This window comes from Neobacillus sp. B4I6, from assembly GCF_050434045.1.
GTDB lineage: Bacteria > Bacillota > Bacilli > Bacillales > Cytobacillaceae > Neobacillus.
The window spans coordinates 997117-1017945 of record NZ_JBNPWB010000002.1; the positions used below are offsets into that span (position 1 = coordinate 997117).

Sequence of the window (20829 nt, forward strand, 5' to 3'; positions counted from 1 at the left end):
TAAAATGTGTGTATTCTATAAAAAAAAAAGGCGTGAATTCGATGTGAATTCACGCCTGAAATGACTTAATGTGTTTGATTTATCTTAATTACTCAGCTTTGGCTGCTTGAATTTGTAAGTTGATTTTTACTTTGTCAGCAACAAGAACGCCGCCAGTTTCAAGTGCCGCATTCCAAACTAGGCCATACTCAGAACGATTGATCGTACCTTCTGCACTAAATCCAACCTTTTCATTTCCCCATGGATCTTTTCCTTGACCTTCGAAAGTAACTGCAAATGTTTCAGGTTTTGATACACCACGTAATGTTAAATCACCAGTAACATTGTATTCGCCGTTATCTGTTTTTTCAATTTTAGTAGAGCGGAAAGTCATAGTTGGGTGATTAGCTGCATCAAAGAAATCTGCAGAAACCAAGTGTCCATCACGGTCTTGATTTCGGGTGTCTACACTTGCAGTATCAACTGAAAATTCAATGCTTGCAGTTGTTAAATCGGTTGGATCTGCATCAATCGTTGCGTCAAACTTGTTGAAAGTACCTTTCACGTTTGCGATCATCATGTGACGAACAGAAAAATCTACACTGCTGTGTGATGCATCAAGAGCCCATTTAGTTTTTGTCATTTTATTTCTCCTCCAGTATGTTTGTTTAATTGGTTTATCTCGAAATAAAAATAACTTAATTCAAGACAAATTATATGTTGTGGGCAAACATATTGTCAATTAGATTTTATAAATTTTTTTTGAATTTTTTCCAATACTATCTATATAAGTATTTAGGATTGGACGAATTAAATAATTCAAAGAGAATATATTTAAGTTTACGGATCACAGGAAGAAGGATAGGAAGAAAATTGAGGAATACATAAACTTAGATAGGTCAATAAAAAAACGCCCCTGAAGGCGTTTGTTAATGGCATAGAAAAATCTCCTTGAAAATGTAGGAGGAGAATGATATGATGATATTTGGCATAAATATTTATTGATGTAATTACTTAAAAACTATCTATTATAACATTAACACAATTTTATTCGATTGTCAATAAATGACCAAAACAATTATCTGGGGAGTGGTTTGATGAGCGATTTACAGAGCAAAGGCCTAAAAATGGAACAAAGAAGAGTGACCACGGTTGTAAATGAAATCGAAAAAAAGATAAATAAATTAAAGCTAAATGCTGGAAAGGTAAGTTCTGATGTTCTCGAGATACGTAAAGAATTTTGGGAAGATGTAACCGTCAATATGGATGAACCTGATGATATGATAGAAACAGCAGCGAGTATCAAACAACAGGCCGAACTGCTCTCAGAACGTGAGCGGACCCATAGACATTTGGATAAACATCTCAATACACTATCAAGGTTAAAGTATTCCCCATACTTTGGACGGATTGATTTTTTAGAAAACGGGGAAGAAGCAGAGGACCGGGTATACCTAGGAATTGCATCGTTAATGGATGAACAGGATGAAAATTTTTTGATTTATGACTGGCGTGCCCCTATATCTAGCCTTTATTATGACTATTCACCTGGTCCTGCCAGATATAGTACCCCTGAAGGGATGATTGAAGGGGAAATGAACTTAAAGCGTCAATTTATTATTAGGGCTTCAGAAATTAAAGGGATGTTTGATACAGGGGTAACCATCGGAGATGAAATGCTTCAGGAGGTTCTTGGAAACAACGCGAGTACGCAAATGAAAAGCATTGTTGCTACTATTCAACGAGAGCAAAATGAAATTATTCGCAATGAGCGGGCGAAAATTATGATCGTCCAAGGTGTAGCAGGAAGTGGAAAAACTTCTGCTGCCCTGCAACGGGTTGCTTACTTGCTCTACCGTTATCGAGGGACATTGAATTCAGAAAATATTATGCTTTTTTCACCTAACCCTTTGTTTAATAGCTATGTAGCAACGGTTTTACCAGAGTTAGGTGAAGAAAATATGCAGCAATCCACCTTTCAGGAATATTTACATTCTCGATTAGGTAAAGAATTTAATGTGGAAGACGCCTTTACGCAAATGGAATATTTGTTAAGTGAAAATGATGATGAAAAGGAATATAAACTAAGAGTTGAAGGAATTCGTTTTAAAGCAAGTCTTGAATATAAAAATATCATTGATCGATATGCGCATGGATTAACGAAAAGGGGTCTAATTTTTAGGGATTTAATATTTAGAGGAGATGTATTGATTTCTAAAAAGGAGATCCATGATTATTTTTATTCACTAGAAGAAAGCATTAGCATACCCAACCGCATGCAGCTTGTAAAGGAATGGCTTTTAAGAGATTTAAAGCGGAAGGTTAGACAAGAGCGTTCGAGAAGCTGGGTGGAGGAAGAAGTCCAATTTCTCGATAAAGAAGCCTTTATGGAGGCCTTCAAAAAACTTCAGGAAAAAAATCAATTTTCGGAAAATACATTTGATGATTTTGAGCAGGAGCAAAAACTCCTTGCTGAAATGGTCGTAAAAGAAAAATTCAGGCCATTATTTGCGAGAGTAAAAAGTTTGCGGTTTATTGATTCTCCAAAAATTTATCAGCAACTTTTTAAGCAAGCTGAAAATATGGATGAACGCTTACCTGTTGATTGGGACCAAATTTGCAGGAAGACAGTGAAGAAATTAAAGGATATGGATATTCCTTATGAAGATGCCACACCATATGTTTATCTCCAGGATTTAATTGAAGGTCGTAAGTCCAAATCTACTATTCGTCATATTTTTATTGATGAAGCACAGGATTACTCACCCTTCCAGTTTGCTTTTATACAAAAGCTATTTCCTTTTAGCAAAATGACTTTACTCGGTGATTTTAATCAAGCGATATTTTCTGGTGCCACTGGTGCGGAAACGGTTTTATCTGACCTAAATATCTCGGGTGAGACAATCGAATCGTTTGTCCTTACAAAAACCTATCGATCGACAAAAGAGATTGTTAACTTTACCAGTGCGTTGATTGAGGGTGGAGAAAATATTGAACCCTTTAACCGCACGGGCAGGAAGCCGTTAGTTACTGAAATAGAACCCGATGAAATTACGCGATCAATAATCAAAACAATTAAAGATTTTCAAAATGATGGCCATCGAACCATTGCTGTAATCTGCAGGACAGCCGATGAGAGCAAAAGGGCCTTTGAAGCGCTCAAGAACGAGGTATCGCTCCATCTAATAGAAAAAGGAACGATTTCGTATGAGAAAGGAATTCTCGTTATTCCCTCCTATCTTGCGAAAGGAATTGAATTTGATGCCGTTATTTTGTACGATTGTTCTCAATATAAAAAAGAAAGTGAACGCAAATTATTTTATACCGTCTGTACAAGGGCCATGCATGAACTTCACATGATCGCAACATCTGGGATTAGCCCGCTAATGGAGGTTGCTCCTAAAGATACCTACACACTTGTAAAACCAAGTAAATGCTAATGAAAAAGAAGCTGTATGTCTTGATGACCTGAGCACACAGCTTCTTTAAGTTTAGGCTATGTTAGAAGTACTATGCTTTTGCGCGAAATTCATTAACTAACTAGAAAAAATAAAAAAACAGCTGAATCTATTTCCGCTGTTTTTTGCTATATTATTTTTTCCATTGTTTTTGAACTTGTTCTAAAGCAAGTTGGAATATTTCATCATCGGATGTTTCCCGATTAGCAATGACATTTGTTAAATAGCTTTTTCCTTCGAAAGTTACTGTTACTTCTACTTGTACCATAATTGAATCTCCTTTTCTATGTTTAAATTATTAGTAAAAAGTGTAGTCATAAATTACACAACGATTCAGTGTATTAAGTTATTTAAATAATTATGACGATATTTTTTCGACAAATGTTACTAAAACTTTCAGTTTTGATATAATTGTTTTATAAAAACAATAGGGAGGTAAACAAATTCAATGCATTTTGAAGAGGTAACAAAAGCAACATTGTTTATTGCACTCGAAATGATAAACTCGAATCCAGAATATAATATTTTTGAAAATGGCAAAGAGGCAAGAACACTTGCTGACATGGAAGAAGAATTCTTAAATCCTAATACTAACAGTGCATTTATAAAGCTTGATGACACCTATATTGGAATAATTGACTACTTATTAGAAAATCCGAAGGACCATTACCCCTGGCTTGGTCTTTTACTGCTTCATAGTGATTATCAAGGTTATGGTTTCGGTGCACAAGCTTTTGCAGTATATGAACATGAGATGCTTAAACGAGGAAAGAAGTGTGTTAGAATTGGTGTCTTAAAAGAAAATAAAACGGCTCAACGCTTTTGGGAATCATTAGGATTTATCTATTATAGTACTTCAACAACACAAAATGGAACTGGTATTTTTTGTTATGAAAAACAAATTGGATAATAATCCAAAATGGATACCTTAAATTTCTTGATACATAAATTGCTCAGCAAATTGCTGAACTTGATCTTTATCGATTTTATTCTTTTTCAGGAACGATTCAGCGATGACCAGATTGGCTTGAATAGATATATTTCTTTTTAAATCACGAATGGATACATCTCCATTCAATAATTGGATAGCTTTTTCTCTAATGTCTTGATTCTTAGATGACTTGTATAAAAGGTAGGCAATACATGTGATCTTGTCCACATCAAACACTCCTCTTAAATCAAGTATAAACATTTTTTTACTATTTCGACGATAAGCAACGTTTTTCCTGCTATTATTCTGAAAATTTTAAAAAACTTAAGGGACATTGTACGGATAAGAGATTTATGGATTTATTCGTTCTATTAATCTGAAAATTCAAATAAGTTAGTAAAAAAGAATCTTCGCGGGGGCGGTAAAGAATGTTTGATTACGATGTAGAAACACGAGCAGGATTTGAGGTGATTTCATCTATTTCAAAAGAAGGTTATTCTATTTATGATGTTAATTATGAAAGCCTTTTCAATAGAAGGATGCCTGCCCTTCTTTTTATTCCTAATAAGGGAGGACCATTTCCTGCTGTCATTTATATGCACCCTAGTCAAGGAAATAGAAAAACATTTTATCATGAAGCAAAATTGCTTGCAACAAAAGGTTATATTTCCCTCCTAATTGAAGCGCCGTTTTTCGGTAGGAATAGTCAAACGGATGATCTTGATAAAAAAAAATTCACAAAAAAAATTGAAGCCTTAGCGGATATTCAAGAATACATTCATACTGTAATGGATATTAGGATGGGAGTCACACTACTTAGTAAGCTTACGATTGTGGATGAAGCCCGGATTGCTTTTGTTGGCCACGGTTTTGGAGCGGCTTGTGGCGGGGTAATTTCAGGAATTGATTCGCTCATTAAAACGTTTGTCTTAATATCAGGGTATGGGGAGGCTTCAGAGTGGCAACTGACTAGTGAACATCCAATCGCAGCCATCATTCGCAGCTTTTTACCGCCAGAAAGATTTGAATATTTTATTTCAAGTCTTAGAAAATTAGATGCCATCCACTATGTAAAAAATGCTGCGCCGGCATCAATACTCTTCCAATTCGCCAAAAATGACGAATTTATCGAACGTGGCCATGCCGCCACTTTTTATTCTGCTGCAAGCTCTCCCAAAAAAATCATCTGGTATGATACCGATCATTTATTTACCAATTGCAAAGCAGCCTTACTTGACCGTCAAGAATGGCTCTCTGACCATATTTGTGCTCAAAATAACACGTTTTCAAAAGAATCTACAAAAAACTAAAATAAATCTCTTTCATACCGGAAATTTTGTTGAAAATTGCTTATTTGATATGGTATTTTATATAATATTGAAGGGATAAAAGAAATACGATGATCGTACGGTGGAATTTTACCTTTCGTCCCAAAAGGGATGGAAGGTTTTTTACTTTTTTACATAAGATTTAGGAGGAAAACCAATGAAACAGGCCTTAATCAAGGATTTGTACAGAAATACGGAAAGCTATATTGAACAAAAAGTCCAGTTATCTGGATGGATTCGCACGATTCGCGACTCTAAAACTTTTGGGTTCATTGAATTAAATGATGGCAGCTTTTTTAAAGGGGTGCAGATTGTATTTGATGAGCAATTAGAGAACTTTAAGGATATTGCAAAGTTACCAATAAGTTCATCCATTAGGATTGAAGGAGACTTTATTTATACTCCTCAAGCGAAGCAGCCCTTTGAAATTAAAGCAACTAATATCGTGATTGAAGGTTCGTCAAATGTAGATTATCCCTTACAAAAGAAAAAGCATTCGTTTGAATATTTGAGAACTATTTCCCATTTAAGACCAAGAACCAATACGTTTTCAGCTGTTTTTCGTGTGAGATCGCTTGCTTCCTATGCATTGCATAAATTCTTCCAAGATAAAGGTTTTGTCTATGTTCACTCACCAATTATTACCGGCAGTGATACAGAAGGTGCAGGAGAAATGTTCCGAGTGACAACACTAGATATGGACAATCCTCCAAAAAATGAAGAAGGCAAAACAGATTTAACCAAGGATTTCTTTAACAAGGAAACTAATTTGACTGTTAGCGGACAGCTTTCGGCTGAGGCGTTTGCCTTGGCTTTCCGCAATGTCTATACCTTCGGCCCAACGTTTAGAGCAGAGAACTCTAACACTGCACGACATGCAGCGGAATTTTGGATGGTAGAACCGGAACTTGCCTTTGCTGAGCTTCCAGATATCATGGACTTGGCTGAAGAAATGGTGAAATTTGTGATAGACTATGTCCTTGAACAAGCCCCTGAGGAAATGAATTTCTTTAACAGCTTTATCGAAAAGGGGTTATTGGATCGTCTAAATAATGCCTACACAGCAGACTTTGGCCGTGTGACATATACCGAAGCCATTGATATATTAAGGGAGTCCGGAGAAACTTTTGCCTATCCGGTAGAGTGGGGGCTTGACCTGCAAACGGAGCATGAACGTTATTTAAGTGAAACAGTATTCAAACGCCCAGTATTTGTAACAGACTATCCAAAAGAAATTAAAGCCTTCTATATGAGATTAAATGAAGACAACAAAACAGTAGCGGCAACTGATTTACTTGTCCCAGGAATTGGTGAATTGATTGGCGGCAGCCAGCGTGAAGAACGCGAAGAAATTTTGGCTGGGAAAATTAATGAGCTTGGTATGAATGAAGGAGATTATTGGTGGTACCTTGAATTAAGAAAATATGGCGGTACGAAACATTCTGGTTATGGTATTGGTTTTGAGCGTTTAATTATGTACTTAACTGGAATGACTAATATTAGAGATGTCATTCCATTTCCGAGAACAACTGGAAATGCTGAGTTTTAAAACAAATTTAAAAAGGAGAAAGCTGATTGATTCACAGAATCGGCCTTCTCCTTTTTATTTATTAAAGAACCTTTAATTCCTCTTCAAAAAAGAATGTTTCTGGATGTTCCTTAACGATATAAGAATATCTTTTCATGTTTTTAACATATTGTGATTTTAAAATTGTGACGACCTCGCCAGTTTCTTTAATGTTAACTGACTGTCCGTTTTTGTACAGATTGTTTGAGCTTTTCATGTTTCACACTCCTTTACCTATTCCTAATTAAGTATAACATAAGCCAAGATGGAAAGGGGGAAACCCTTCTTCCTTTCAATTACGAACTTAATGTGTTATGCTTTTAAAAAAGTGAGGTGTCATTTTGACAAATTATAAAGCGAAAAAAAGTAACCTCAAAGATTTATTATCAAAAAACGGCATGGACCTGGAAAGTTTGGAACGGAATACAAGTATTCCTCAAACTCAGCTCAACGACTACTTGTCCAAAAAAGTGATGAACCTAAATACTGCGATGACAATTTCAAGAGAATTAAATTGCTCTATTGAAGACTTATACATTTGGTCATCTGAGGAAAAGAAAGCGTAATACTTAAAAACAGGCTCTTCAATTGAGTCTGTTTTTTTATTGGATTAAAAAAAGCACGCGGAAATTTTCGCGTGCTTTTTTCTAAACAAACTAATTTCTTAAATCACACTTTTCTAAAGGTATAACCTTAGTTTTCTTTGTGAATTTATATCCTAGCCATACAATAAGGAATAATGGCAGTCCGATATATGAAACAAAAACACCATTCCAATCGATTTGGTCACCCGTGAATGCTGAATAATTTTGTCCTAAGACAACAAACCCACAAACGGCAAACGCGAAGAGCGGACCAAAAGGGAAGAATTTTGATTTATATGGTAACAAGCTAAGGTCCTTACCTTGGGCGACAAATGCTTTACGGAATCGATAATGACATACTGCAATCCCGAGCCATGCGATAAAGCCGGACATACCAGAAGCGTTTAACAACCATACATAAACCGTTCCATCCCCAAAGAAGGAAGCAAGAAATGCGAGTGTTCCCACTAAGGTTGTTGCAATTAAGGCATTGACTGGAACACCTTTTTTGTTTAATTTACCAAGGAATTTCGGTGCTTTGCCTTGACGGGCCAAATCCCAAAGCATCCGAGTGGATGCATACATTCCTGAATTTCCTGCCGATAATACAGCAGTAAGAATAACAGCATTCATGATTGAAGCGGCGAAAGCGATGCCTGCCTTTTGAAAAACCAGCGTAAATGGACTAACGGTTATATCCCCATTTGCTAAATTCCCGTTTGTATATGGAATAAGCAGTCCGATTACTAGTATAGCCAATACATAGAATAATAAAATACGCCAGAAAACTTGTTTCACTGCACGAGGAATAGCTTTCTTTGGATCCTCCGTTTCACCAGCAGCAACACCTAAAAGCTCTGTTCCTTGGAAGGAGAAGCCTGCAGCCATAAAGATTCCCAGCATGGACATAAAGCCGCCGTGGAATGGAGCATCACCAACAGTGAAGTTTTTGAAGCCGATTGCTTCATTACCCATGATGCCGAAGATCATTAAAGTACCAGTAACGACAAAAATAATAACTGTAACCACTTTAATTAAGGAAAACCAATATTCTGCTTCTCCGAATCCTTTAACAGAAAGATAGTTTAATAGAAACATGATGACTAAAAAGATGCCGCTCCAAATGAATGAAGGCGTATGTGGAAACCAGAATTTCATAATCATTGTTACAGCAGCTAATTCGGCAGCAATCGTAATCGCCCAGTTATACCAATAGTTCCAGCCTAGAGCAAAACCAAGGGAAGGATCGACAAATTTGGTTGCATACGTACTAAAGCTTCCGGCAACTGGCATATAGGCACCCATTTCTGCTAAGCCCTGCATCAAAAAGTAAACCATAATACCAATTACAAGGTAGGAAAGAATTGCCCCGCCGGGTCCCGCACTATGGATAGCGGCGCCGCTAGCTAGAAAAAGTCCAGTGCCAATCGTCCCGCCAAGGGAAATCATTGTGAGGTGACGGGATTTTAAACTTCGTTTTAATTCCGTTGGATCCTGTTGTATTGTTAAGTCACTAGTATATTCACTCTCTTTTAATACTCTTGCTGTTTGCATTGTCTTGACTCCTCTTTTTCTAATTTTTTCGAGAAGGAGTTTGGAATAAAAAAATGCCATCGAAGAAGTATCGATGGCATTGTAAATACCCCGCATCATACCTTCCGAAAGATAGCTCAACACGCTTAGCTGGTAGGTTTAAGCGTGACAGTTCTGTTCCTATTTGGAGACAGCCCCAGCATGCTTTTTCAGAGATGAAAGCACACTTCGGCAGCTTTTCCTTTCAAACGGAGTCAGGGATGTCTCTCTCATCTCGTCCGCTTTACTGATAAAAACCGCGACCTCTACCTCATCGGTTTTGATGAGGATTTATCATATATAGTTAATATATTACTAAAGTATAAATATTATTTTAGAATTGTCAATAATATATTATTCCAGAAATAAGAAGTCTTTATTCAATCAATTAGAATAGACAGATAATTGAGTTTCTTTTTAATAAATTATTTAATTTACTTTAAAAGAGAGAATAGGTATTATTTTTAAATAGAATTAATTTCCTGTTTTTCATAGGAGGATTTTTACCATGCAGATTGTTGGAATGATTTCGGGATCTCTAATTGTTGTGGTTGCCTTTAACCTTTTCTTAATCCCTCATGAAGTGTTAAGCAGTGGATTGAGCGGAATTTCTATGATTTTAGGGATGATCTCGCCTGTTAATACAGGGGTGGCAAATTTCCTGCTGAATTTTCCGTTATTGATTATTGGTTATAAAATGTTAGGTAAAAGATTTATCGTGAATTCCATCTTTTCTGTAATAATTATCTCAATCGGCCTTTATTTAATTCCCGTTCATGCCATTGCCGATGATAGGATTCTCTCTTCTATTTTCGGAGGTGCTTTAACCGGGTTAGGTGTCGGAATAGTTTTTCGCTGTTCTGGATCGACCGGGGGATTTGATATTATTGGCATGATTGTGGCGAGAAAAAGGGATTTTCCGATTGGTGTTTTACTTTCAGGCATGAATGCAGTCGTCATCTTGATCAGTGGATTTTTATTTGATTGGGATTCTGCTCTTTATACCTTGGTTTCCATTTTTGTTACAGGTAAAGTGGTGGATGCAATTTATACAGATCATGCTAAATTAACTTTAATGATCATTACAGATAAGGGCGAAGAAATGAGAGATCATTTGCTAACAAACTTGTACCGAGGCCTGACGATTATGGATGGTGTTGGCGGCTACTCAAATCATCAAAGAAACGTAATGATAACGGTAATTTCTAGGTACGAACTTAATGAAGTTAAAAACTTAATTTCAGAAGTTGATCCATCAGCATTTGTCAATATTACCGAAACAATTGAAGTCATGGGGCTGTTTCATCGGCCAAGTCCATAAAAACAAAAAAGGTTTGCTTCTATACAATAGAGCAAGCCTTTTTTGTGTAAGATAGTTATCGAGCATCACAGGGATTTCCCGCGTTTTTTTACCCATTTCATTAGCACATGAATAACCTCATCTAGTTCTTTACCAGTTGGAGTCAATTCATATTCCACTTTTTTTGGTGAGGTAGTAATGACGTTTTTGACAATCAATCCCTCATTTTCTAAATCACGTAAGCGTTCGGTTAAGAGACGATCAGATATTCCTGGAATAGATGATATTATTTCATGGTACCGCTTCGGTCCTTCCATAAGCGTATAAATAACAGAACCCATCCAACGTTTGCCAATAAATTCGATTGCCTTATGAAAGTTAGTACATATATGTTTAATTTCCTCTGCAGAATGAGTCATACAATCTTGGTGGTTAGGTTCACTCATATAAAATCCCTCTTTTTTACTATTCTAACTGTATAATAACATATTTGAATTACTTGACGATATGTACTTACTAATAGTAAGATGAATCAGAACTTACTTTTAGTAAGTTAAAAATTCACAGGGGGAAATCTCTCATGCAAACCACGTTAATAAAAAGTTTATCTGAAGTGATAAAAGAACGTCACTCTGTCAGAAAATATGATTCAACATACAATATTTCTCAAGAAGAAATTAAAGATATGCTAAAAGAAGCGACACAAGCACCATCCTCTAGTAATCTTCAACCATGGCGTTTTATTGTAATTCAAGATCAGGAGGCGAAAAAGGAACTAAGAGCAATCGCCAACAATCAAGAGCAAGTAGAAACAGCGTCTGCCGTTATTGCAGTATTAGGCGATAAGGAAATGTATAAAAGTGTGGAAACAGTCTATCGAAGTGCATACGAGGCTGGTTTGATGGACGAAGCTAATATGAATCGATTAATAGAAGGTACAAATAAAACATACCCATTTGCTCCAGAAGAAGTCTTGAAAAATATTGCCTCATTTGATGCTGGTTTAGTGTCGATGCAGTTGATGTTAATTGCAAAAGACAGAGGGTATGACACCGTTCCAATGGGTGGCTTTGATAAAGATAAATTCGTAAAAATGTTCAATGTCTCCGATCGTCTTTTCCCAATTGTGTTGATTTCAGTAGGGAAGGCGGCAGCACCTGCTTTCAATACAACACGTTTACCATTGCAGGATGTATTAATAGATTATAGATAAAAGTAGGCGCATGATAATTTTTCATGCGCCCACTTAATTTTTTAGTTATTAATATACTTTTCAAACACATAGCCGAAATCTTTTACTATATATTGTTTTTTGCTGTCTTCTAACCATTGAAAGGCTGCTTGATTAAGCATTTTGAATTGAACAACCAAGTTGCTGTCCGCACTTGTCACACGACCGAGAGTAGTGGAAGCGACATCAAGGCTTTGTTTAGCAAACTGAAGCGAAATTTCATTTTCATGTGAGATTTCTGAAATTTTGATTAAGGCTTTATATAAATCCTTAACTTCTTCAATATGTTTCTTATGAACGTCGATGGAGAAAGGAACTGAGCCGATTTTAAATTTTATTTCTACATCAAGGTCAACGGTTCCGGCCGTTTCGAGTTTTACCTCTGAAATTCTATTCGTTGCATAACTATAGCGATGGAGCATTCGCTTTTTGCTGGTTGCACTTGTCCCATCTAAATGGATAAGGGCGTTGTTTGTAAAACAGTATTCATCAGACTTTGATTTGATGAGAAAATAAATTTTCTCATTGTCTTCATGCATGACATAATCATCTGCGTCCACCTTATCGTAATTTTCCGGCTTAATGACAGAACCCACATCACTTAATCCCAAAATATCCGCTGCTACTTTTCCAAACATTGGTATCAACCTCACTTTTATAAAATCATTCCATCCATTTTTACGAATGGGGGACAATAAAGTTTCATCCTTATCCCAAAAACTTTATGCTTTAAAAAATGGTAGTATGCACCTGATTTCTAAAAACAAATAATGAAAAGAGGGAAACTACTTGATGGTTTCCCTCTCAGATTGTCGAGAAAGGGTATTTTTCTCAGCAATTTTTTATTCTCAGCATTTAATTATTCATTGTACCTGCTAATGGGCCTGTTGATTTCCGCTCTAGGCACTTCGCTTTCCGCGGGCGGTCCGGGGAGCCTCCTCGGCGCTAGCGCCTGCGGGGTCTCCCCAGCCCCGTCCTCCCGCAGGAGTCTTCGTGCCTTCCGCGGAAATCAACAGGGAGGTAATCAACCTAAAGAATTGCAACACACTTTTTCTAGCCTTGCTAATTGTGTTGCAATCTTTTTCATATTTTGGCAGGCTGCTGTAAGGAGAGCCTGTTCGCTTGCTTTCTTCAATCCCCGTAACCGGCAATAGCGAAGCCCGTGCAGCTCTTTTGAGTCTGCGAAGCTTCGCTCAATTTTTTCCTTTCTAAATTTATAAAGCATTTTTCCAGATTTAGATAAGCGATTTTCCCTTACCTTTTCCTTGTGCTCTTCCCAAACATGACGTGTCACTACTTTTACCTTATTTTTGGAGCGTGTACATTGGGAAAGAAGTGGGCAGTTTTCACATTTCTTCGAATCAGACTTATATTCTTTATAACCCTCACGGTTTGTTGTTCTGTAGGGTAATTCTTAATTATTAGGACAAACGTATAGATCTCGTTCTTTATCATATGTAAATTTCCATTTTGGGAATAAACCAGTAGTAGGATGAAATCTTCTTTGGGCAATTACTCCAAAGATATTTCGGTCAGATAATCCCTTACAAATCGGGTTCGTGAGATAACCGGAATCAAGTGCCACAGTTTCTACCTTAAATCCAAATCGTTGAGTGGTGTGGAACAGGATCCTTAAATTTCAGGCCTAAAAACCAGCGGTAGGCAACATTCATTTCAATTTCTCTTTGTAATTGTCGCTCGGATCGGATGCCATAAATATAACCAATAAACATCATTTTAAATAGACTAGTGGGATTGGAAGGGCGTCCGTTATCATCACTATAATAAGGACGTACCTTTTCAAAAAGGAATGAAAGATCGATATATTTATCGATTAAACGAAGAAGGTGATTGTCAGGAACCAATTCATCAATAGAAACAAATTCATATTCACTTTGGGTAGATACCTTGGTTTAAACATAGATTTCACCACTTAATTTTTTATTGTTTGGTTGTGTTAAGACCAGTGTATTATTGATTTTACAGCTCTGTTGATTTGCGCGGAAGGCACGCAGACTCCTGCGGGAGTACGGGGCAGGGGAGACCAAGCAGGCGCTTCAGCGCCGAGGAGGCTCCCCGGCACGCCCGCGGAAAGCGAAGTGCCTGGAGCGCAAATCAACAGACATGTTGCAAAGCCTATATATTAATAATATTATAATAAATTAACGCGGTGAATGGTTAAAGTTATTGTAGAAAATAAGAGGCTGTCGAAAGTTTCTCGACAGCCTGAGAGGGAAACTACTTGATGATTTCCCTCCTTTCATGGAAAATACACTATGTACATATTAAATATAGATACAGAAGGGATAGAGGAACCATGCGGCCCTTAATTTTAGGCATCCTTGCGGCTTTCTTTTTTGCATTTACATTTATCCTTAACCGATCGATGGACCAGGCTGGGGGTAGTTGGATTTGGAGTGCATCATTAAGGTATTTCTTTATGGTTCCATTTCTTTTCACAATTGTGATGGGAAGAAAAAATCTTAAACCATTACTTGTGGAAATGAAAAAACGACCTGGCGGTTGGTTTATATGGAGCACGGTGGGATTTGGCTTATTTTACGGTCCGATTTGTTTTTCGGCTGCCTATGCCCCAGGCTGGCTCATTGCAGCCACATGGCAGGTCACAATCATCTCAGGTTCCTTGCTGGCCCCACTTTTTTACGAAATGGTTATGACTGAAAAAGGACCAATCCAGAAAAAGGGGAGAATTCCTTTTAAAGGTTTAGGGATGTCATTAATCATCCTCCTAGGAATTATTCTGATGCAATTGGAACAGGCAAATCACATATCGATTGCTGCAATCGCCTTAGGCGTCCTTCCGGTACTAATCGCTTCATTTGCCTATCCGCTTGGAAACAGAAAAATGATGGATATTTGCGGAGGGCGTCTTGATGTCTTTCAACGGGTATTAGGGATGACATTAGCGAGTCTGCCATTGTGGGTTGTTTTATCTGTTTATGGTTTATTTACTGTTGGTCCACCAAGTAAAGGACAAATAGTCCAATCTGGCCTTGTTGCGGTAACCTCAGGAGTAATTGCAACCATTCTATTTTTTAAAGCAACGGATCTTGTTAGAGGAAATATGCAAAAGCTTGCTGCTGTGGAGGCCACGCAATCAATAGAGGTCTTATTTGCAGTAATAGGAGAATTGTTAATTTTGAATACTGTTTTCCCGACTGAATTATCCTGGTTTGGTATGGTATTGGTTATGGTCGGAATGATCCTGCACAGCTTTTTTTCGCATAAAAGTAACCCGAAAAATCATCGCAGTGAGAGTCATAAAAAAACTGTGCCTAGAAATGTTTGATCCTTATCAATTTAGATTGATAAGGATTTTTTTTCGTAGTTCATGACCTTTTTTAACCGTTTAAATAGGGACTAAGCTTGTCAATTGTTTCTTGTACCTTTACTGAATTTCTCTTGTACATTGCTTTTGATTTATCACAATCTGTCTCAAGAGAAAAGATCTCTAAATCAGCCTGAACTTTTTTTAGTGTAGCCAGGAGTAATGGACGTTGTGCGGGTGCTGGCACTTGAATTTTATCATCATATAGATCGACCGTTAGCTCTCCATAGGAATCGACTTGGCCTATGAAGACATTATCAAGAGTCACATCTAGTTTTTCTAACTCTGTATAAAGCCAGCCTCTGCCTTTTCCGGAACATCTTAATGATTCATCGATGATATTCCCGTCCATAATGACTGTTTGTGGTTCTTTTTCTTTCGCCATTTTCATTTGTAAATCTTTAGGTGTCAAAGGACGGTTTTCTGTTTTTAATAGTGTGCTTAAATTTCCACGCGGTTCCAACACAGCAAATTCTACGTCTGCAATCCTAAAAATATCCTTTTGTCGAAGTAACGCAGAAAGTTCGTCAATCGAATATTTTTCTTTTTTTAGATTATTTTCTAGGACCTTCCCATCTTTAATGACCACGGTTCCTTTACCTTCAGCAAAATCACGAAAAGCTTTACTCTTTAGAGAGACAAAGTCAACGAGGAAAGTTACCAAGAAGAAAATGAGGACGGCTAACATTCCATGCCATACATTTGCTTCTAGTCCAGTAACTACTTCACCGGCAATACTTCCAATGGTAATTCCTGCAACATATTCAAAGAAAGAGAGCTCAGAGATTTGTTTCTTTCCAAGTACTTTTGTTGTAATAAATAAAAGTCCCAAAAAAATTAATGAACGAGTTATGATAAAAATCCAATCTGGCATTAGTTTCTCTCCTCAAAATTTTATGAACCCATATATTGGGGTTCATGTCGTTCAAGTTCCAAAACACGGTATTGTAGATCCTTCTTTACCTCTTCAATCGTTAGTGTAGCTTCATGAAAAATAGCTTGAGCGTCTTTATCGAGTGAATTTAAGGCGAAGGAAGACAATTGTGCTTCGATCCCCTTAATGGTAGAGAGACATTGCTTGACATTAGAAGCGATTGTCACAAATTTAACTTCCTTTCATAAGAAAATTAAAAAATGAAAAAGGGGTTGGCAGAATCGCCAACCTAAAACTGCTTTTATTGATTGTATTGTGGTTCTTCGTTCAAAATTTCTTGAAGACGTGGTTCTAAGCTATCTAGAACCGATTGAGTTTGTTGGGCTGCTTGTTGATAAAGCTGCTTTGCATTTTGGTTATCAGTTGCTAATGCGAATCCTTCAAAACTTGCCTGTGCACTTTTTAGTCCAGCTAATGCTTGTTTTACCTGAGTTCCTACTGTCATTACATAATCCTTCTTTCCTGATATAAAATGAAATTACAAAAATAGTATGTGGATTATTCGGGTGGATATGTATTTAATGTTTTTTTGCCTAGTCTAAATTTCCCTGAAACATTATCTGGAAAATCCCATTAGACAAGAATATTTTCTAGAACTAGCGGGTGCAACGCATTTGTTTTATCAATAAAAATAAATCCATCATATCGCAGCCCCATTTTCGATGGGACGTAATTACCATATTGTTCGTATTCCGGCCGGTAAACCACACCAATTGCTCTATGCCCAATCGTTGTTGTAAATTCATGACGGTTCTGTTCATTAAATATCAAATATTTATTTACAGCCCCTGTCTTATGCATAAGTGATTCCCAGCTTCCGGGTTGGGCGGGAGGTACCTCCGTTTTTTGAAAGTCAACTCCCCATTCGGTGGAGGCAATTACCGTACCGCTATACGTACCAAACCCTACAATAAAAACATTTTCGGCCCCGTTTTCTTCTCTAATTAGTTGTCCGACATTCACCATTCCTTCATCCTTCATATCAGTTGCTCGGGCATCACCTACATGTGTATTATGCTCCCATATGATTACCTTTGCATCATCACCATAAAATCTTCGTACTGAGTTGAGTGCTTCGACCATATGCTTGTCTCGAACATTCCATGACTTAGAATCACTAGTGACCATTGTCCGATAATATTCCTCTGCATTTGCAGTAACAATGGCATTTACCTCCATATTCAAGCTGTTTTCCTGGTCGTCATCGAATTTCCATTTGTTTTTCCGGATGGATGCTAGAAGTTCAAGTGCTTCCTTTGTACAATTCTCAGAGAGGTATCCGGCTGAAACAGCATAGGATTCATGATTGCGATTAAAGGGCTCAAAGCAAGAAAATGCTTTTTTGGCCTCCTTAAGGCTGGGAGAATTGGTCCTTTCTAAATAATGAATAATTTCATCCATACTTTCCCAAAGACTATACACATCCAAGCCATAAAAACCGACTTTTTGGGCTCTGTTGTTATGGTGATTATACTCTTTTAACCATTCAATGAGCCCAATGATTTCATGGTTTGCCCACATCCAGGTTGGCCATCTATTAAAATCCTCGAGCACATCTCTAATGTCTTGTGATGATTGGTTAAATCCTTTAATGTAACGATTGATGCTTTGGCAGGACGGCCAATCGCCTTCAACAGCAATAAATGAAAACCCTTTTTCCTTGATTAGTCTTTTTGTTAACTCTGCACGAAGTGTATAAAACTCTGAAGTGCCATGAGAGGATTCACCCAGTAGGACAAATCTTTTATCACCAATAGCGGCTATTAATGGGTCAAGATCATCAATTGTTTCAAAAGGTTTTGCGTAGGTATTAATGGCTTTAATCATAGGTTAGAGCATTCCTTTCCATTAGGCCTCAATTTTCTATAATATCCCCTTTATCTCATTAACCTAAATACCCAATAATTAACATTTTTGACACAAATAGTCCGTAAATTCAAAAAATTACGTGTTATAATTTTGAATTAATTCCTTCTACGGAACAAACACACATCGGGGATAGGTAAAGGTTTCCATTTAGATTGATAAGATTGCTAAAAGGGAATTTCATTTAATTATCTATCAGCTGATATCATGGTTGGGTTCCCTAAGGTGTTAATAAAATTAAGGAGTTACTTCACTAGTTGAGGTAGCTTCTTTTTTCATTCGAGGAGTATAGAAATAAAGAAGCATTTTATTATAAATAGTACTGATTATTCGTTATAATAAAGGTAGGAAATTATTTTTGAAAGGGGCCAGATAATGTCAGGAATACAAGAATTAAATTTAATTCAACAACAGGAAGAGATTATGGCGAAAATTCAGCACCGGAGATTAACAAAGAGAAAGATCCTGCAACGCATTTTATTAATCACTCTTGGTGCCGCCCTGATGGCAGTGGGCTTAGAAATTTTCCTCGTTCCCAACAATGTAATTGACGGTGGAATCACTGGGATTTCTATTATGCTTTCGTATGTTACAGGTTGGAAATTAGGGATATTCCTCTTTATTCTTAATATACCTTTTTTCTTTATTGGTTATAAACAAATAGGAAAAACCTTCGCATTATCAACACTTTATGGGATTCTCATCCTTTCTATTGGAACTACTCTACTCCATCCAGTCCCAGCTTTTACACAGGATATTCTCCTTGCGACAGTTTTTGGAGGAATTGTGCTAGGTATAGGCGTAGGCATAGTGATTCGCTATGGAGGGTCATTGGACGGTACCGAAATTTTAGCGATTCTTTTTAATAAAAAGCTTCCTTTTTCCGTCGGAGAAATTATTATGTTCTTTAATCTTTTTATCCTCGGGTGTGCCGGTTTTGTGTTTACGTGGGACCGTGCAATGTATTCACTAATTGCCTATTTTGTTGCTTACAAAACGATTGATATTACCATTACTGGCCTTGATGAATCTAAATCTGTTTGGATCATTAGTGACAATGCTAAGCAAATTGGTGATGCTATCATGAATCGTCTGGGTCGAGGTGTCACATATATCAATGGTGAGGGCGCATATTCAGGTGATGATAAAAAAGTCATCTTTTGCGTTATCAATCGTCTTGAAGAAGCAAAATTGAAGGAAATTGTTACTGAAAATGATGACAGTGCCTTTCTAGCTGTTGCGGATATCGCTGAGGTACGTGGTGGCAGATTTAAGAAAAAAGACATCCATTAGAAGCTGGGAAACATCGGCTTCTTTTTTGCGGAACTTTGACTTTATAGTAGAAATTAGACGTAAATTGGCAATTTGTCGTTATGGGGCTAAAATGCGGTAAAATCACGATTAGTTTGGTGTGTTTCTTGTATTTTCATGTCAGATAATGCTGAAATTCCCGAGTTGATGAATGGTACTTTTGTCGTACCTTGCGCTTACCTCGGAAATAATTTTGCGAAAAATGAATTATTTCCAAAAAAGATGGCAGGATATTTCCCTTTTCCTGCCATCTTTTTTATAAAGTAAATCTCAGAATAAAAGCTCAAACACTTCATTTAGCTCGTGAGCCCTTTTTTCATCTTGCTCTTCTTTTGCATAGTTAATTTCTTTCGGCAGCATTCTATTTAAAAATGCAATTTCTTTTTGGTTCAAATCTCGAACAAAGGATCCTTCGGAGGCATAGCGACCTTCCGATAGTTTGCGGTAAATATGCCTGCCTTCGGAATGGTCATCAGTGTAATTTGACAAAGTTTCTCTTAAGTAGCCCAAAGTTTTATCCAAGGTTTTCACCTATCCTTTCACCACATATTTTTTAACGAGATTCCTTTAATATACATGCGAAAGTTAGGAAATAGCTGGCCAGTAAAAAAGCCTCTGATAAACACACTTAAGAGAGAGGCTTGTAATAAACAATTAAGATTTCGAACAAGTGATGATTCGATAGCTTAAAATATCCTGGTATTTTAAGACAATATTTCCATGTTCATTTAATATTTGGAAAAGTTCAGGTTCAAAATTTTTGGAAAAATTGAACTCTGCTGTATTGTTCCCATGACTGATAGCGGTGTTTTCGATTTTTAGGACAATATCTTGAAAGCCTGTTTTCTCTAATAACTTTCTCCAATCATCCTCCATTAATAATGAATCTAAAGCATAAAATTTCATGATTTCAGCTTCTTCATCCTGACTTAGCTTTGTGTTTATCGTCATTTCGTTTGCAATAAAACGTCCACCTTTTTTTAAGACTCGATAAAATTCTCTTAGTGCGGTCGGTTTATTAACAAAAGCTAAAACGGATTCAGATAAAATAAAGTCAAAGTTATTGTCTTTAAAGGGAATTTTCTCAACAGACCCTGGGATTAACTGAATGGGTAAATTTAATGATTGAAAGCGCCTTCTTGCTTTATCTATCATGATTGGATTGATTTCAAGTCCTACTACCATTGCCTTATATTGCTGATATAAATATGCCGCGGTTTGTCCAGTGCCGCAGCCTGCATCTAAAATGCTGGATTTGTTTGTAATGTTTTCACCAGACAGTATGTTTTTTGTTAATGGGATACCACCTGGATGGGCCCCACCCACGCCAAATTTGGCCAAGAAGTCAATATAGGTTAAACCTCCCATAAATAAAGACACCACCTCAATGATCTTTTAGCATTTTATGATAACTAGTGG

22 protein-coding genes, 1 pseudogene and 1 riboswitch are annotated in these 20829 nt (G+C 37.0%); of the genes and pseudogenes, 9 read left to right on the forward strand and 14 right to left on the reverse strand.

Annotated elements, in window-relative coordinates; genetic code table 11:
• Positions 1–88: 88 nt before the first annotated feature.
• A complete protein-coding gene (locus QF028_RS06945; protein ID WP_429464615.1) occupies positions 89–622 on the reverse strand; it encodes a YceI family protein in 534 nt (177 codons plus the stop codon).
• A gap of 454 nt (positions 623–1076) precedes the next feature.
• On the opposite strand from QF028_RS06945, the gene helD reads away from it, so the two are divergent.
• Complete coding sequence (gene helD, locus QF028_RS06950; RefSeq protein ID WP_429464616.1) at positions 1077–3419, forward strand: RNA polymerase recycling motor HelD; 2343 nt, start codon at positions 1077–1079, stop codon at positions 3417–3419.
• Between the two features lie 151 nt (positions 3420–3570).
• Here helD and QF028_RS06955 read toward each other — a convergent pair whose 3' ends face one another.
• Entirely contained in the window at positions 3571–3705 is a 135-nt protein-coding gene (locus QF028_RS06955; protein ID WP_168244706.1) for a BA3454 family stress response protein, read from the reverse strand.
• Positions 3706–3885: 180 nt separating this feature from the next.
• Here QF028_RS06955 and QF028_RS06960 point away from each other — a divergent pair, with 180 nt between their 5' ends.
• Positions 3886–4347: a GNAT family N-acetyltransferase gene (locus tag QF028_RS06960; RefSeq protein WP_429464617.1), complete on the forward strand. Its 462-nt coding sequence runs from the start codon at positions 3886–3888 to the stop codon at positions 4345–4347.
• Between the two features lie 18 nt (positions 4348–4365).
• On the opposite strand, the gene QF028_RS06965 is transcribed toward QF028_RS06960, so the two are convergent.
• Entirely contained in the window at positions 4366–4596 is a 231-nt protein-coding gene (locus QF028_RS06965) for a hypothetical protein (protein WP_214998417.1), read from the reverse strand.
• A gap of 200 nt (positions 4597–4796) precedes the next feature.
• On the opposite strand from QF028_RS06965, the gene QF028_RS06970 reads away from it, so the two are divergent.
• Both QF028_RS06970 and asnS read left to right on the forward strand, forming a co-directional pair.
• Positions 4797–5678 (forward strand): alpha/beta hydrolase, encoded by an 882-nt coding sequence (locus QF028_RS06970; protein WP_429464618.1) that lies wholly within the window; start codon positions 4797–4799, stop codon positions 5676–5678.
• 175 nt (positions 5679–5853) lie between these two features.
• Positions 5854–7245: an asparagine--tRNA ligase gene (gene asnS, locus QF028_RS06975; protein ID WP_429464619.1), complete on the forward strand. Its 1392-nt coding sequence runs from the start codon at positions 5854–5856 to the stop codon at positions 7243–7245.
• A 61-nt stretch (positions 7246–7306) separates the two neighbouring features.
• On the opposite strand, the gene QF028_RS06980 is transcribed toward asnS, so the two are convergent.
• On the reverse strand, positions 7307–7480 hold the full coding sequence (locus QF028_RS06980) for a hypothetical protein (protein WP_168244701.1): 174 nt from the start codon (positions 7478–7480) through the stop codon (positions 7307–7309).
• A 124-nt stretch (positions 7481–7604) separates the two neighbouring features.
• On the opposite strand from QF028_RS06980, the gene QF028_RS06985 reads away from it, so the two are divergent.
• Positions 7605–7829 (forward strand): helix-turn-helix domain-containing protein, encoded by a 225-nt coding sequence (locus QF028_RS06985; RefSeq protein ID WP_088088554.1) that lies wholly within the window; start codon positions 7605–7607, stop codon positions 7827–7829.
• Between the two features lie 90 nt (positions 7830–7919).
• On the opposite strand, the gene QF028_RS06990 is transcribed toward QF028_RS06985, so the two are convergent.
• Positions 7920–9401 carry an amino acid permease gene (locus QF028_RS06990; RefSeq protein ID WP_410885914.1) on the reverse strand — a complete coding sequence of 494 codons (1482 nt, stop codon included), beginning with the start codon at positions 9399–9401 and terminating at the stop codon, positions 7920–7922.
• Between the two features lie 104 nt (positions 9402–9505).
• Positions 9506–9696: riboswitch (Lysine riboswitch) on the reverse strand.
• 231 nt (positions 9697–9927) lie between these two features.
• On the opposite strand from QF028_RS06990, the gene QF028_RS06995 reads away from it, so the two are divergent.
• The gene (locus QF028_RS06995; RefSeq protein ID WP_429464620.1) at positions 9928–10740 is read left to right on the forward strand and encodes a YitT family protein; all 813 of its coding nucleotides are present in this window, start codon (positions 9928–9930) and stop codon (positions 10738–10740) included.
• A gap of 65 nt (positions 10741–10805) precedes the next feature.
• Here the strand turns inward: QF028_RS06995 and QF028_RS07000 are convergent, their stop codons facing one another.
• Complete coding sequence (locus QF028_RS07000) at positions 10806–11165, reverse strand: winged helix-turn-helix transcriptional regulator (protein ID WP_251032779.1); 360 nt, start codon at positions 11163–11165, stop codon at positions 10806–10808.
• A 134-nt stretch (positions 11166–11299) separates the two neighbouring features.
• Between QF028_RS07000 and QF028_RS07005 the strand changes: the two genes are divergently transcribed.
• Positions 11300–11932, forward strand: a complete 633-nt coding sequence (locus tag QF028_RS07005; protein WP_429464621.1) for a nitroreductase family protein — start codon at positions 11300–11302, stop codon at positions 11930–11932.
• A 41-nt stretch (positions 11933–11973) separates the two neighbouring features.
• On the opposite strand, the gene QF028_RS07010 is transcribed toward QF028_RS07005, so the two are convergent.
• On the reverse strand, positions 11974–12588 hold the full coding sequence (locus QF028_RS07010) for a PH domain-containing protein (RefSeq protein WP_088090510.1): 615 nt from the start codon (positions 12586–12588) through the stop codon (positions 11974–11976).
• Positions 12589–12974: 386 nt separating this feature from the next.
• Positions 12975–13824 (reverse strand): annotated as a pseudogene (locus tag QF028_RS07015) (transposase).
• A 443-nt stretch (positions 13825–14267) separates the two neighbouring features.
• Between QF028_RS07015 and QF028_RS07020 the strand changes: the two are divergent.
• Positions 14268–15260 (forward strand): DMT family transporter, encoded by a 993-nt coding sequence (locus QF028_RS07020; RefSeq protein WP_429464622.1) that lies wholly within the window; start codon positions 14268–14270, stop codon positions 15258–15260.
• A 52-nt stretch (positions 15261–15312) separates the two neighbouring features.
• Here QF028_RS07020 and QF028_RS07025 read toward each other — a convergent pair whose 3' ends face one another.
• From QF028_RS07025 to QF028_RS07040, 4 genes are all read right to left on the reverse strand, one after another.
• On the reverse strand, positions 15313–16173 hold the full coding sequence (locus tag QF028_RS07025; RefSeq protein ID WP_215007497.1) for a DUF421 domain-containing protein: 861 nt from the start codon (positions 16171–16173) through the stop codon (positions 15313–15315).
• A 20-nt stretch (positions 16174–16193) separates the two neighbouring features.
• The gene (locus tag QF028_RS07030; RefSeq protein ID WP_088088549.1) at positions 16194–16400 is read right to left on the reverse strand and encodes a DUF1657 domain-containing protein; all 207 of its coding nucleotides are present in this window, start codon (positions 16398–16400) and stop codon (positions 16194–16196) included.
• Positions 16401–16474: 74 nt separating this feature from the next.
• Positions 16475–16678, reverse strand: coding sequence for a DUF1657 domain-containing protein (locus tag QF028_RS07035; RefSeq protein WP_088088548.1), 204 nt, complete (start codon positions 16676–16678; stop codon positions 16475–16477).
• A gap of 128 nt (positions 16679–16806) precedes the next feature.
• Complete coding sequence (locus tag QF028_RS07040; protein WP_429464623.1) at positions 16807–18060, reverse strand: erythromycin esterase family protein; 1254 nt, start codon at positions 18058–18060, stop codon at positions 16807–16809.
• Positions 18061–18522: 462 nt separating this feature from the next.
• On the opposite strand from QF028_RS07040, the gene QF028_RS07045 reads away from it, so the two are divergent.
• Entirely contained in the window at positions 18523–19392 is an 870-nt protein-coding gene (locus QF028_RS07045; protein ID WP_374103904.1) for a YitT family protein, read from the forward strand.
• Positions 19393–19680: 288 nt separating this feature from the next.
• Here QF028_RS07045 and QF028_RS07050 read toward each other — a convergent pair whose 3' ends face one another.
• Both QF028_RS07050 and QF028_RS07055 read right to left on the reverse strand, forming a co-directional pair.
• Positions 19681–19932, reverse strand: coding sequence for a sigma-G-dependent sporulation-specific acid-soluble spore protein CsgA (locus QF028_RS07050; protein WP_215007513.1), 252 nt, complete (start codon positions 19930–19932; stop codon positions 19681–19683).
• A gap of 132 nt (positions 19933–20064) precedes the next feature.
• Entirely contained in the window at positions 20065–20778 is a 714-nt protein-coding gene (locus QF028_RS07055; protein ID WP_429464624.1) for a class I SAM-dependent methyltransferase, read from the reverse strand.
• Between the last annotated feature and the right edge of the window lie 51 nt (positions 20779–20829).

Bases quoted from the DNA above. Each gene is read 5' to 3' on its own strand.
- QF028_RS06945 (WP_429464615.1), bottom strand. From the start codon at position 622: ATGACAAAAACTAAATGGGCTCTTGATGCATCACACAGCAGTGTAGAT.
- helD (WP_429464616.1), top strand. From the start codon at position 1,077: ATGAGCGATTTACAGAGCAAAGGCCTAAAAATGGAACAAAGAAGAGTG.
- QF028_RS06955 (WP_168244706.1), bottom strand. From the start codon at position 3,705: ATGGTACAAGTAGAAGTAACAGTAACTTTCGAAGGAAAAAGCTATTTA.
- QF028_RS06960 (WP_429464617.1), top strand. From the start codon at position 3,886: ATGCATTTTGAAGAGGTAACAAAAGCAACATTGTTTATTGCACTCGAA.
- QF028_RS06970 (WP_429464618.1), top strand. From the start codon at position 4,797: ATGTTTGATTACGATGTAGAAACACGAGCAGGATTTGAGGTGATTTCA.
- asnS (WP_429464619.1), top strand. From the start codon at position 5,854: ATGAAACAGGCCTTAATCAAGGATTTGTACAGAAATACGGAAAGCTAT.
- QF028_RS06980 (WP_168244701.1), bottom strand. From the start codon at position 7,480: ATGAAAAGCTCAAACAATCTGTACAAAAACGGACAGTCAGTTAACATT.
- QF028_RS06990 (WP_410885914.1), bottom strand. From the start codon at position 9,401: ATGCAAACAGCAAGAGTATTAAAAGAGAGTGAATATACTAGTGACTTA.
- QF028_RS06995 (WP_429464620.1), top strand. From the start codon at position 9,928: ATGCAGATTGTTGGAATGATTTCGGGATCTCTAATTGTTGTGGTTGCC.
- QF028_RS07000 (WP_251032779.1), bottom strand. From the start codon at position 11,165: ATGAGTGAACCTAACCACCAAGATTGTATGACTCATTCTGCAGAGGAA.
- QF028_RS07005 (WP_429464621.1), top strand. From the start codon at position 11,300: ATGCAAACCACGTTAATAAAAAGTTTATCTGAAGTGATAAAAGAACGT.
- QF028_RS07010 (WP_088090510.1), bottom strand. From the start codon at position 12,588: ATGTTTGGAAAAGTAGCAGCGGATATTTTGGGATTAAGTGATGTGGGT.
- QF028_RS07020 (WP_429464622.1), top strand. From the start codon at position 14,268: ATGCGGCCCTTAATTTTAGGCATCCTTGCGGCTTTCTTTTTTGCATTT.
- QF028_RS07025 (WP_215007497.1), bottom strand. From the start codon at position 16,173: ATGCCAGATTGGATTTTTATCATAACTCGTTCATTAATTTTTTTGGGA.
- QF028_RS07035 (WP_088088548.1), bottom strand. From the start codon at position 16,678: ATGACAGTAGGAACTCAGGTAAAACAAGCATTAGCTGGACTAAAAAGT.
- QF028_RS07040 (WP_429464623.1), bottom strand. From the start codon at position 18,060: ATGATTAAAGCCATTAATACCTACGCAAAACCTTTTGAAACAATTGAT.
- QF028_RS07045 (WP_374103904.1), top strand. From the start codon at position 18,523: ATGGCGAAAATTCAGCACCGGAGATTAACAAAGAGAAAGATCCTGCAA.
- QF028_RS07055 (WP_429464624.1), bottom strand. From the start codon at position 20,778: ATGGGAGGTTTAACCTATATTGACTTCTTGGCCAAATTTGGCGTGGGT.